The organism is Microcystis sp. M_QC_C_20170808_M9Col (genome assembly GCF_007095495.1).
Lineage (GTDB): Bacteria > Cyanobacteriota > Cyanobacteriia > Cyanobacteriales > Microcystaceae > Microcystis > Microcystis aeruginosa.
Window position 1 is genome coordinate 1 of record NZ_SFBZ01000083.1, and the last position, 11,095, is coordinate 11,095.

Consider the following 11,095-nt stretch of genomic DNA (forward strand, 5'->3'; position numbering starts at 1 on the left):
CCCATGACCATTGCTGTCGGACGCGCCCCAGAAAGAGGGCTGTTTGATGCTCTCGATGACTGGCTCAAAAGAGACCGTTTCGTCTTCATCGGTTGGTCTGGTTTACTACTCTTCCCCTGCGCCTTCATGGCCCTAGGTGGATGGTTAACCGGCACCACCTTCGTCACCTCCTGGTACACCCACGGGTTAGCCAGTTCCTACTTAGAAGGCGGCAACTTCCTGACTGTAGCCGTCTCCACCCCCGCCGATGCCTTCGGCCACTCCATCCTCTTTCTCTGGGGACCGGAAGCCCAAGGTAACTTCACCCGTTGGTGTCAAATCGGCGGTTTATGGCCCTTTGTCGCTCTCCACGGTGCTTTCGGCCTGATTGGCTTCATGCTACGTCAGTTTGAAATCGCCCGTTTAGTCGGCATTCGTCCCTACAACGCCCTCGCCTTCTCTGGCCCGATTGCGGTGTTCGTCAGTGTCTTCCTGATGTACCCCCTCGGTCAGTCTAGCTGGTTCTTTGCCCCTAGCTTCGGCGTGGCTGGTATCTTCCGTTTCATTCTCTTCTTCCAAGGTTTCCACAACTGGACCCTGAACCCCTTCCACATGATGGGTGTAGCTGGTATCCTCGGTGGTGCGCTTCTCTGTGCTATTCACGGAGCGACGGTAGAAAATACCCTGTTTGAAGACGGTGAAGGTTCCAACACTTTCCGAGCTTTTGAACCCACCCAAGCGGAAGAAACCTACTCCATGGTGACGGCGAACCGTTTCTGGTCGCAAATCTTCGGCATCGCTTTCTCCAACAAACGTTGGTTACACTTCTTCATGCTCTTTGTCCCCGTGACTGGTTTATGGATGAGTGCTGTGGGTGTGGTTGGATTAGCGCTTAACCTCCGGGCCTATGACTTCGTTTCTCAGGAATTGAGAGCGGCGGAAGACCCCTTCCCTGAGGAGGTTCTCCCGCGTGGTAACGCTCTCTAATATCCCTACCGCTACCGGTCGTGACCAAAGTTCCACCGGCTTCGCTTGGTGGTCTGGTAACGCTCGTCTTATCAACCTCTCCGGTAAACTGCTCGGCGCTCACGTCGCTCACGCTGGTTTAATCGTTTTCTGGGCCGGGGCAATGACCCTGTTTGAAACCGCCCACTTTATCCCCGAAAAACCGATGTACGAACAGGGTTTAATCCTGCTTCCCCACTTAGCTACCCTCGGTTTTGGGGTCGGCCCTGGTGGTGAAGTAGTCGATACCTTCCCCTACTTCGTCGCTGGTGTTCTGCACTTAATTTCTTCGGCTGTACTCGGTTTTGGTGGTATCTACCACGCTATCCGCGGACCGGAAACCCTAGAGGAATACTCTAATTTCTTCGGTTACGACTGGAAAGACAAAAACCAAATGACCAACATCATCGGTTATCACCTGATTCTCTTGGGTTGTGGTGCGCTGTTGTTGGTATTTAAAGCCATGTTCTTTGGCGGTGTCTATGATACCTGGGCCCCCGGTGGCGGTGATGTCCGCATCATCACCAATCCTACCCTCAACCCCGCAGTTATCTTTGGTTATCTGACCAAAGCTCCTTTCGGTGGCGAAGGCTGGATTATCAGCGTCAACAACATGGAAGATATCATCGGCGGTCACATCTGGATTGGCTTAATCTGTATCGGTGGCGGTATCTGGCACATTCTCACCAAACCTTTTGCCTGGGCGCGTCGCGCTTTCATCTGGTCTGGAGAAGCCTATCTGTCCTACAGCTTGGGCGCTCTTTCCATGATGGGCTTTATCGCCGCCGTTTACGTTTGGTTTAACAACACCGCCTATCCCAGTGAATTCTACGGTCCGACCGGCATGGAAGCTTCCCAAGCTCAAGCTTTCACCTTCTTGGTGCGTGACCAACGCTTAGGTGCTAACGTCGCTTCTGCCCAAGGCCCCACCGGTCTAGGTAAGTACCTGATGCGCTCTCCCACTGGCGAAATCATCTTCGGTGGTGAAACCATGCGTTTCTGGGATTTCCGCGGTCCCTGGTTAGAACCCCTCCGCGGTCCTAACGGTTTAGACCTCGACAAAATCAGAAATGACGTACAACCCTGGCAAGTACGCCGCGCGGCTGAATACATGACCCACGCTCCTTTAGGTTCCTTGAACTCTGTGGGTGGGGTTATCACTGACGTTAACTCGTTTAACTATGTGTCTCCTCGCGCTTGGTTAGCTACCTCTCACTTCACCCTCGCCTTCTTCTTCCTGATTGGACACCTCTGGCACGCTGGACGCGCTCGCGCCGCCGCCGCCGGTTTCGAGAAAGGAATTGACCGCGAGACTGAACCCGCATTGGCAATGCCCGACCTCGACTAATTTCGGTTAGTTCGATGGCAGCGGCTCCCGTCTAGTTGACGGGAGCCTTTTTGTTGTTAATATCAGACGCGGCTAAAATACTCTCTAAAGCCGATAATAATCGTTGATTTTCTGCTGGTAAACGGACAGCGACCCGAAAATAATTGCTGCCCAATTCGGGGAAACTGAGACAATCGCGGATGAAAATTCGATGATATTTTAATAAAGCTTCCTGTAGGGGTAAACAGGAAGATTGAGATTGTACTAAGAGGAAGTTAGCGGCACTGGTTTGGGGCTGTAATTGCGGAAAATTAGCTAATCCTTGCCATAAATCCTGGCGGGCCGCCGTTAACCAATCCCAAGTTTGTTGTTGAAAATCCCTATCTTCAATTGCCGCAATAGCGGCAACCACAGCTAAATTATTCACCGACCAAGGATCGCGCCATCTTTGCCATTGTAACAGGCGATCGGGATGGGCGAGGACGTATCCTAGACGTAAACCGGGGAGACTGTAAAATTTAGTTAGGGAACGCACAATCACGAGATTGGGATATTCCGGCAACAGAGATATTAAACTCTCCTGTTGTTGCGGGGGTAAAAAATCCATAAAAGCTTCATCCACTACCACCAAACCAAATTGCGATAGATAGGGACGAATGGCCGCCACCGTCCAGAGTTTCCCCGTGGGATTGTGGGGATTATTGAGTAATAAGCCTTGTTTTTCGGGATTAACCGGCTTTAAAGTGGTTAAATCTAGGGAATGTTGGCAGATGTTTCCACCAAAACTTTTTAAAGCCCGTTCGTAATCGTTAAAAGCGGGTGTTAGTACATAAACACTATCAAATGCTGCTAATTCCCGGCCGGCCCAGGTTAATAACTCAGCCGCACCATTGCCGGGGAGAATCCAATCTGGTCCGATATTGTGCCATTGGCCGAGGGCAGAACGCAACTGCCAATACTCGGGGTCAGGATAACGAGTCAGACTGGTTAAATGGCTTTTAATAGCGGTTAGGGCGCTTTCTGGCGGACCGAGGGGATTGATACTGGCAGAAAAATCGAGAATAGAGGAAACCGGACAGCCGGCAATGGCGGCCGCCCAGTCAAGATTACCACCATGTTTAGGTCTAGGCAAAAGACTTACAGCGATCCAAGCTCAACAGTAATTATTCCTTATCTGGGGCCACTCTGTCTTTAAACAGTTTACCCGCCGAGAAAGCCGGGACGCGAGTGGCCGGAATCTCCATCTTATCGCCGGTTTTTGGGTTGCGTCCTTCCCTGGCCTGACGTTCCCGGGCCTCGAAGGAACCGAATCCTACTAGGGTTACTTTGTCCCCCTCAGAAACCGCTTCGATAATGGTTTCGATGGCGGCAGTGAGAACAGCATCTGCTTGTTTTTTGGTGACAGAGGCTTTGAGAGCGATTTGATCGATTAATTCACCTTTATTCATGCGCTAACTCCTTTTTTTGCGGTTTTTCTGAGTTTAGGGTGGTTGTCAGTAGTTTATTATGGTTCCCCTCTTGAGGACTCGCCAGGATCGAGATCAATAAATAATGCCTCAAATCCCCATTGGCTATATATTCCACTGCATTATTCTAAGCGGGAATTGTCTCGATCGGAATCGCTGAAACCTTTAATTTATCTAGATTTCCTCCTGATTCCCCGCCACGGGGGGCACAAAAGGGAATAAGCGAGAGATTAACAGCGATATAAGCTAATAAAAAGAGATTAGCTGGCTAAATTGCCGATAAATATTCTCTAAAAGCGATAGACATCCTAACTTCCCAAAAATCGTTCATCGGTTCTCTCAAAGATTTTTGACTAATTTTGCCCCTAGAAACGTTAAAAAAGTTTACCAAAGCAATTTCTGCCCAAAAATTAAGTTCGGGCCCAGGAGATATTGGCTAGAATTGGAACTTATGATCGTTAAAAATATTCAAAAAAGCAGGATTTAACTGGAAAGTTTGCTATCATTATCTATTCAGCGACAAACTCGCATGGTGATTTACTGCTATCCCCTAGCCGATCTAGGTCAAAGCTTAAGACGTTCTTTTATTGTGACTTTTTTGGCAGTAATCGCCATTCTTGGCGGTCTGATTCCCGAATTTTCTTGGACGACGGAGGTGGTTAGTTTTCAGTCTTCCGCTTATACTCAAGATTTTACGGCCGACCAAATTAAACGTTATGCCAAAGCAGTTTTGTTGATCGAAACCCAAAGAAAACAAGCTTATCAGGAAATTTCGCGAATTTTAGGCAAAAGTCCCCCGGCAATTACCTGTAACCAACGGGAAAGCTTTAATAATCTTCCAGCTGATGCCCAAAGAATTGCCGTAGATTATTGTAATAACTCAAAAAAGATTGTCCAAGATAGTGGCCTCACTGCGGCTGAATTTAACGCCATTACTAACCGGATTCGTACCGATGATAACTTGAGACGACGGGTGCAAAATGAGATGATTCGTCGGCAGCGGGAGAATAAATAGAAAAAGTTCCTCAGTTTTTCGGGTCAAGTTGGAGTCGGGGCTACAATTAAGAGTGTTTTTTCCCATTGACCACTACCATGTTAACTTTTACCGAGCGCTTACCACCCCGTCATACCGCTAGTCCACCTCCCCCAGAAACGGTACTTTTTAGCCTTCTACTCACGGCCGAAGAACGCACCCGCAGCCGTTATCGTCTCGATAGTCCCGAAGGTTTTTCCCTCTGTTTTCGTTTACCCCGCGGCACCATTCTACAGGACCGCGATTTCCTGCGGGGAGAAAACGGCGAAATTATTCAAATTATTGCTAAACCGGAACCAGTTATCACTATTACAGCCCCTTCAGCCGATTTACTCCTCAAAGCTGCCTATCACCTCGGTAATCGTCATGTAGCCCTAGAAATTAACCCCGATTACCTCCGTCTGGCCCCCGATTCTGTCCTACAAGCAATGTTAGAAGGTTTGGGATTAACTGTAACTGAAGAAATCGCCCCCTTTAACCCCGAAATCGGTGCTTATCAGCATTATCATGACCTGGAAGAGGCAAAAAAGGGATAGTTTAAAAAAGACCTCTTGCAGAAATCAAAAATCGTTGTTAGGGTTAGGAGTCAGTAGCCAGTAGTCAGTAGTCAGGAGAATTAAAAATGAGCATTAATCAATTAAATGGTCTATTTACAGATTTTAGGCAATTTAATCCTTATTTTTGCCGTTTTTGAACCATGAAAAATTAATTATGCAAGAGGTTTAAAGAACGGAATCCGGTATCGGTCGCAGTTCCTAGAAAAGCCCTAGGGGTAGCTTGAGTATTTATACTTATTGTAAAATAGGTATGCTTTTCCTAACATAAAGTTGACTGGTAATCGTGCCGAACTAATTAGCGAAAATTTGGGTCTAAAGCCCTTGGAATGATGTTTTTATTGTATTCAGGAAGTTGAAAAAATGAAGACCAAATCGATCATAAGCTTACTATCTCTTAGCATTATAGGAATGTCAATCTATGCGGGTCAAGCTAATAGTAGTGATTATCGAGCCTTGACCCCGGAAGAAAAATCGCGGTTGACTGATGCTTTGCTAAAACAGGGTTGTAGGAATCCTAAAGCGATGAAATTTGATGTTGAGACTAACCTATTTGAAGCAGAAGATGCTGTGTGTGAGGGAGGAAGAAAATATGATATTTACCTTGATAGAAACTTTAGGATTGTTTCAATGAAACCAGACTAAAAGAGCAAATCCCTGAGAACCTTTTACTGGTCGCTGCGAAGATTACCGATCAGGTATAACAAAGCCATTCTGACAGCCACACCACTGGTAACTTGTTGGGAAATCAGACTAAAATCGGGATCGTCCATTAAATCGGAACTAATTTCCACCCCCCGATTCACAGGACCCGGATGAAGTACCTTCACCCCCGGTTGACAGGATTGCAAACGAGGACGAGTAATGCCAAAACTTTGATGATATTCCCGTAAACTGGGCAAAAGATTGGCAGTCATGCGTTCTTTTTGCAGTCGCAGGGTCATCACAAAATCGGCCTTTTCTAAAGCTGGTTCTAAATCCCAGTGGAGAAATAGGCGATCGCACAATTCCCCAAAATATTTCGGCAGTAGGGTGGGGGGTGCGGACAAATGTACTTCCGCCCCAGCCGTGGTTAAACTCCAGATATTGGAACGCGCCACACGAGAATGGAGTATATCCCCGACAATAGCGATTTTTTTGCCCTCTAACAATTCTAAACGGGGATTTTCCTCATCTAACAGACAACAGATCGTAAACAGGTCTAAAAGTCCCTGGGAGGGGTGTTCGTGTTGACCGTCCCCAGCATTAAGAATACTGACCCCCGACTGCAAACGATCCATTTCCCCCGCGATCAAATCGGGAACCCCCGACTGTTGATGTCGGATGACAAAGATATCCGTACCCATGGCCACATAGGTTAAAGCGGTATCGAGAATCGTTTCCCCCTTAGTCAAACTGGAACTACCCGGGGCAAAATTAAGAACATCGGCCGAGAGACGTTTCGCCGCTAGTTCAAAACTACTACGGGTGCGGGTGGAAGGTTCAAAAAAAAGATTTGTCACCACTTGTCCCTGTAGGGCCGGCACTTTCTTGGTACGTCGGGAAAGAACTTCACGAAAACTAGAGGCCGTTTGTAGCAGGGTTTGGTATTCTTCCGGTTGCCAGTCTTGCAATCCCAAAATGTGGTGTCGGATCCAAGTGAAAGCCATAGGCGTTAAGGAGGCGGTAAAAACGGCAAATTTCGTCTATGCTATTGTAGGATTTCTTTGCATCAGGTTAATAAATAGGGTTTATGAGAATTAATTTTTCCTTGTGTCAGATCACTCTTGCGATCGCTTTATTTCTCAATCCCTTGCCGGCGATCGTTGCCCAGACTGCCACCTCTGGGGAAATGGTATCACCGACCACGGGCATTAATTACACTCGCCTGAAAAATTTCCTCGCTCAACAAAATTGGCGGCAAGCTAACGATGAAACCCGTAATTTAATGCTGAAAGCAACCGGACGGGAATTACAGGGCTGGTTTACCATGGAAGACCTGCAAAAATTGGCCTGTTGGGATCTGCAAAAGATGGATCAACTCTGGAAAGAAGCTTCCGGGGGTCGTTTTAGTTTCAGTACCCAATTTCGCATTTTTATCGAGACGGGTAATCGACCGGGGCGCTTAGTAGCGATCGAAAATTTTCAAACTTTTGGCGATCGCATCGGTTGGCGTAAAGATGGTGATTGGATTATTTTTAAAGAAAATCTTAACTATACCCTCAATGCACCCGTCGGTCATCTGCCGGCGCCCCGGGACGAATATCAGATCGCCGGTGGTCGCCTAGAATACACCACCCTCGCCCAAAGATTAGTTACCTGTAATATTGTTAGCTTAGGGCAAAGCAAACAATAGACCTCTTGTAAAAATCAAAAATTGTTGTTAGGGTTAGGAGTCAGTAGTCAGTAGTCAGTAGTCAGGAGAATTAAGAATGAACAATAATCAATTAAATAGTCTATTTACGGATTTTAGGCAATTTAATCCTTATTTTTGCCGTTTTTGAACCCTCAAAAATTAATTATGCCAGAGGTTTAATAATCACGGCGATAAATTCTGTAGAGTAAAATTTAAGGAAAAGCTTCTCTCCTCATCTTCCCTTTTCTTTCGACTTACTAGCACTTTTTCGGCCAAAAACCCCTAAATTTAACAATGATTAAACGATCCGTTAACGTATCGAGAGCGATCGGTTCGTCGATCGCCGTTTCCCTAATTATCACCGGTTGCGCCCCCCAAACCCCCCAAGCCACCGGACCGGCGGCTGTTCCCGTCAAACTGCAAACCCTCGGCACCGACAAATTAGTGCAAAGTAGCGAATTTGTGGGTACTTTGATCGCCCAAGAGCGTGTTAGCGTCTCCCCTCAGATTACCGGTCGGATTCGGACTATTTTCGTTAAATCTGGCGATCAGGTAACTCAGGGACAAAAAATCGCCGAATTGGATCCCGAACAACAACAGCAACAGGTAAACGCTGGCATCGGCCAGGTAAATTCGGCCAAAGCGAACCTCAATGCGTCTGAGGCGGATTTAAGGCAAAGACAAGCACAAGCGAGGGCAAATAAAGCCCAAATTGGCCAGAATCGGGCAAATGTGGCCAATGCGGAAGCTAATGTTAAAAGTCAGATCGCCACCTTGAGCGCCGCCGAAGCTGATTTACAGAGAGCGAGAGCTAATTTAGATTTAGCGGAAAAAAACCTAAAAAGAGCCGAATTTCTGGTCAAACAAGGCGCACAGCCCCAACAGGACTTAGATGATCGCCGCCGCGACATTCAGGCCGCCAGGGCGGAAGTAGAGGCCCGGTCTAAAAATCGTGATGCGGCCCGTCAACAGGTGACGGCGGCTAGAGCTACCCTACAGGCAAACAAAGAAGCATTAAATATCGCCATTCAAAACGAATTAGCGTCACGGCAACAGGTGGCGGCGGCAGCGGCAACAGTGAACAGTCGTCAAGCGGCGGTAGCCAGCACTGAGGGGCAATTAGGGGCGACGCGTCAGAATTTAGTTTTTAACACCATTACCGCCCCGATTGATGGTTTTGTCGGCGATTTTAATCAAAGAAAAGTCGGCGATATTATCTCCCTGGGTGAAGAATTAACCTCGTTGACTAACAATAAAACTTTGGAACTAAATGTGCAGATTCCCGTGGAATTACAACCGCGTCTGCGCGTCGGGTTGCCCGTGGAAATTATTAATCCCGATGGCAGCCCGGGCGTTCGCGGTCAAGTAACTTTTATTTCCCCCACCGTTTCCCAAGCTACCCAATCGGTTTTAGTGAAATTTGCCTTTACTAATGATGGCAGTCTTCGCAATAACCAATATGTGCGGACGCGGTTAATTTGGGATCAAAAACCGGGGGTATTAGTTCCCACCACGGCAGTGACTAGCATCGGAGCGCAAAATTTTGTTTTTGTGGCCGAAAAAGAAAAGGCTAAAGAAGGTCTAGAAAATGCCAAGGAGCGTTTAGTGGTCAGACAAAAACCAATTCAAGTCGGCACGATTCAAGGGCAAGCTTATCAGGTTATTTCTGGAGTAAATGCCGGGGAAAGAATTGCTATTAATAATATTCTTTCTCTCCGAGATGGTACAGCTATAACTGTTAGTCAGCAGTAATTTTTATGAGTAATTCGATTACCGTTCGTCCCCTGTCAGCGCAACTAATTACCGCCGAGAGTTTCCGTCCCTACGGTCAATTAATAACCTCTAGTCATGACGGGAAACTGTTTGATGAAAGCGATGCACAACTGCATTTAAAAAATGGTGTGCCACGCTTTTATATTATGCGTTTACAGACTCGCGGACGTAAATTTAAGCGAATTACTCGTCATAATCAATGTACCCAATGTCTTGGTTCTTTGGGGGGACAAGAGTGGTTTTTAGGAGTGGCCCCCCCTAGTCCTTATCCTCAACCGGATTTAGAAAAATTAAAGGTTTTTCGCATCCCTGGCGACTGTTTTATTAAATTAGAGGTGGGAACTTGGCACGCTGGCCCACTTTTTGATCAACCGGCGATCAATTTTTATAATCTCGAATTGAGCGATACTAATATTGTCGATCATTTTACCTATAATTTTGCCCAAGAGCAGTCAATAGAATTCGAGATTGTTGATTAAAAAAAATAATTTTTTTACTTAACTTTTCGCAATCCTTTAGAAAGATAGGCAACGAAAAAAGCTAAGACTCCTGTCATTCCTACCTCAAAATAATTGACCATGAGAATAGCGGTAAAAAAAAGGAGCAAGATAATTAATATAGTCCGCTTTTGTTCAGATAATTTCATCTCTAATTGCCTCTAATTCGGTTTTAATACTTAATGGTTGATAACCTAAAGAAAAAGCAAGAGAACTATCAAGAGAAACATCCTGCGGACGCGGCGCAATCATGGGAACATCCCACTGTAAACAGGGTTTTATTTGTTCTCTGGGAATGTTAAAAACTGCCGCCATTAGTAAACCAAATTGATAACGAGAAACTCTTTCTTTACCCCCCAGATGAATAATCCCTTGCACTTTTTCTAGGGCTAAAAGTAAACCATTCACCGCACTATTAACCCCAACAGCCGTACGATATTCATCAGTAAATAGAGATAGTTCTTTTCCCTCTTGGAGGGTTTTTAAAAAGGGTTGCAGAAAACTATTAGCGGTGGGAGAAGGGGAACCAAACATCAAAGGCATTCGACAAATGGCCGCCCGAGGATATATTGCTAAAATACCCTTTTCTGCCGCTACTTTTTGCTCACCATAGACACTGACAGGAGAAACGGGATCATGTTCGGAATAGGGGGCATTTTTACCATCAAAAACTAAATCGGTAGAGGTAAAAACTAGCGGTATTTGATATTGACTACACAAACGGGCAATTTCTAGAGAAGCTGTCAGATTAATTGCCTCGGATGCTTGGGGAAATTCTTGACAGAGATTCGGTTTTGATTGGGCAGCCGCATGAATTACCGCGTCGGGTTTAATCTGTTGAAAAAGTTCTCTAACTGCGGCTAAGTCTGTTAAGTTAACTTTAATTAAATTCAGGTCATTACTATTGACATTGTGATTAAAATATGTACCAAAACTTGCCCAAGATGAGCGCGTTTTTTGGTAAATATGCCAACCTAAAAACCCACTAACTCCAGTGATTAACAGCGTTTTCATAGTTTAGAGATTAAATCCTTTTTCGTAGGCTAAAAACTGCACTTGTGGTTCCAACGGTTCACTAACTAAACCAATTCCTGCAAATCCCCATCGCTGCATCAGTCCCTTTAAT

The 11,095-nt window shown here is 46.1% G+C and carries 13 protein-coding genes; 8 read left to right on the top strand and 5 right to left on the bottom strand.

From position 1 onward, the window contains the following. Positions 1-3: 3 nt before the first annotated feature. Both psbD and psbC read left to right on the top strand, forming a co-directional pair. Entirely contained in the window at positions 4-966 is a 963-nt protein-coding gene (gene psbD, locus EWV68_RS05360) for a photosystem II D2 protein (photosystem q(a) protein) (RefSeq protein ID WP_502705878.1), read from the top strand. Further along, positions 950-2,332, top strand: coding sequence for a photosystem II reaction center protein CP43 (psbC, locus tag EWV68_RS05365; protein WP_061433070.1), 1,383 nt, complete (start codon positions 950-952; stop codon positions 2,330-2,332). Before psbD ends, psbC begins: the two co-directional genes overlap by 17 nt. Before the next feature lie 31 nt (positions 2,333-2,363). Here psbC and cobD read toward each other — a convergent pair whose 3' ends face one another. Together cobD and hbs are read right to left on the bottom strand one after the other, a co-directional pair. Next, positions 2,364-3,443 (bottom strand): threonine-phosphate decarboxylase CobD, encoded by a 1,080-nt coding sequence (cobD, locus tag EWV68_RS05370; RefSeq protein ID WP_287169087.1) that lies wholly within the window; start codon positions 3,441-3,443, stop codon positions 2,364-2,366. A gap of 31 nt (positions 3,444-3,474) precedes the next feature. After that, positions 3,475-3,759: a non-specific DNA-binding protein Hbs gene (gene hbs, locus EWV68_RS05375; protein WP_002759570.1), complete on the bottom strand. Its 285-nt coding sequence runs from the start codon at positions 3,757-3,759 to the stop codon at positions 3,475-3,477. A 547-nt stretch (positions 3,760-4,306) separates the two neighbouring features. Here hbs and EWV68_RS05380 point away from each other — a divergent pair. The 3 genes from EWV68_RS05380 (at position 4,307) to EWV68_RS05390 (ending at position 6,009) form a co-directional block, all read left to right on the top strand. Then, positions 4,307-4,792 carry a DUF4168 domain-containing protein gene (locus EWV68_RS05380; protein WP_287169093.1) on the top strand — a complete coding sequence of 162 codons (486 nt, stop codon included), beginning with the start codon at positions 4,307-4,309 and terminating at the stop codon, positions 4,790-4,792. Positions 4,793-4,869: 77 nt separating this feature from the next. Beyond that, complete coding sequence (gene ureE, locus EWV68_RS05385) at positions 4,870-5,346, top strand: urease accessory protein UreE (protein WP_061433074.1); 477 nt, start codon at positions 4,870-4,872, stop codon at positions 5,344-5,346. Positions 5,347-5,727: 381 nt separating this feature from the next. Next, positions 5,728-6,009: a hypothetical protein gene (locus tag EWV68_RS05390; RefSeq protein ID WP_061433075.1), complete on the top strand. Its 282-nt coding sequence runs from the start codon at positions 5,728-5,730 to the stop codon at positions 6,007-6,009. A gap of 23 nt (positions 6,010-6,032) precedes the next feature. On the opposite strand, the gene EWV68_RS05395 is transcribed toward EWV68_RS05390, so the two are convergent. After that, the gene (locus EWV68_RS05395) at positions 6,033-7,013 is read right to left on the bottom strand and encodes an aspartate carbamoyltransferase catalytic subunit (RefSeq protein ID WP_079207700.1); all 981 of its coding nucleotides are present in this window, start codon (positions 7,011-7,013) and stop codon (positions 6,033-6,035) included. Between the two features lie 83 nt (positions 7,014-7,096). Between EWV68_RS05395 and EWV68_RS05400 the strand changes: the two genes are divergently transcribed. The 3 genes from EWV68_RS05400 (at position 7,097) to EWV68_RS05410 (ending at position 9,951) form a co-directional block, all read left to right on the top strand. Further along, a complete protein-coding gene (locus EWV68_RS05400) occupies positions 7,097-7,699 on the top strand; it encodes a GUN4 domain-containing protein (protein WP_002768949.1) in 603 nt (200 codons plus the stop codon). Positions 7,700-7,993: 294 nt separating this feature from the next. Continuing rightward, positions 7,994-9,451, top strand: coding sequence for an efflux RND transporter periplasmic adaptor subunit (locus tag EWV68_RS05405; protein WP_287169089.1), 1,458 nt, complete (start codon positions 7,994-7,996; stop codon positions 9,449-9,451). Between the two features lie 5 nt (positions 9,452-9,456). Next, a complete protein-coding gene (locus EWV68_RS05410; RefSeq protein WP_061433078.1) occupies positions 9,457-9,951 on the top strand; it encodes an ureidoglycolate lyase in 495 nt (164 codons plus the stop codon). A gap of 14 nt (positions 9,952-9,965) precedes the next feature. Here the strand turns inward: EWV68_RS05410 and EWV68_RS05415 are convergent, their stop codons facing one another. Then, on the bottom strand, positions 9,966-10,118 hold the full coding sequence (locus EWV68_RS05415) for a hypothetical protein (protein ID WP_192846066.1): 153 nt from the start codon (positions 10,116-10,118) through the stop codon (positions 9,966-9,968). Continuing rightward, positions 10,105-10,983, bottom strand: coding sequence for an SDR family oxidoreductase (locus EWV68_RS05420; protein ID WP_287169091.1), 879 nt, complete (start codon positions 10,981-10,983; stop codon positions 10,105-10,107). Before EWV68_RS05420 ends, EWV68_RS05415 begins: the two co-directional genes overlap by 14 nt. Positions 10,984-11,095 lie beyond the last annotated feature (112 nt).

Coding starts and splice junctions, on each gene's coding strand:
- EWV68_RS05395 (WP_079207700.1), bottom strand. CDS start 7,013: ATGGCTTTCACTTGGATCCGACACCACATTTTGGGATTGCAAGACTGG.
- EWV68_RS05420 (WP_287169091.1), bottom strand. CDS start 10,983: ATGAAAACGCTGTTAATCACTGGAGTTAGTGGGTTTTTAGGTTGGCAT.
- EWV68_RS05405 (WP_287169089.1), top strand. CDS start 7,994: ATGATTAAACGATCCGTTAACGTATCGAGAGCGATCGGTTCGTCGATC.
- psbD (WP_502705878.1), top strand. CDS start 4: ATGACCATTGCTGTCGGACGCGCCCCAGAAAGAGGGCTGTTTGATGCT.
- ureE (WP_061433074.1), top strand. CDS start 4,870: ATGTTAACTTTTACCGAGCGCTTACCACCCCGTCATACCGCTAGTCCA.
- EWV68_RS05400 (WP_002768949.1), top strand. CDS start 7,097: ATGAGAATTAATTTTTCCTTGTGTCAGATCACTCTTGCGATCGCTTTA.
- EWV68_RS05415 (WP_192846066.1), bottom strand. CDS start 10,118: ATGAAATTATCTGAACAAAAGCGGACTATATTAATTATCTTGCTCCTT.
- EWV68_RS05380 (WP_287169093.1), top strand. CDS start 4,307: ATGGTGATTTACTGCTATCCCCTAGCCGATCTAGGTCAAAGCTTAAGA.
- EWV68_RS05410 (WP_061433078.1), top strand. CDS start 9,457: ATGAGTAATTCGATTACCGTTCGTCCCCTGTCAGCGCAACTAATTACC.
- EWV68_RS05390 (WP_061433075.1), top strand. CDS start 5,728: ATGAAGACCAAATCGATCATAAGCTTACTATCTCTTAGCATTATAGGA.
- hbs (WP_002759570.1), bottom strand. CDS start 3,759: ATGAATAAAGGTGAATTAATCGATCAAATCGCTCTCAAAGCCTCTGTC.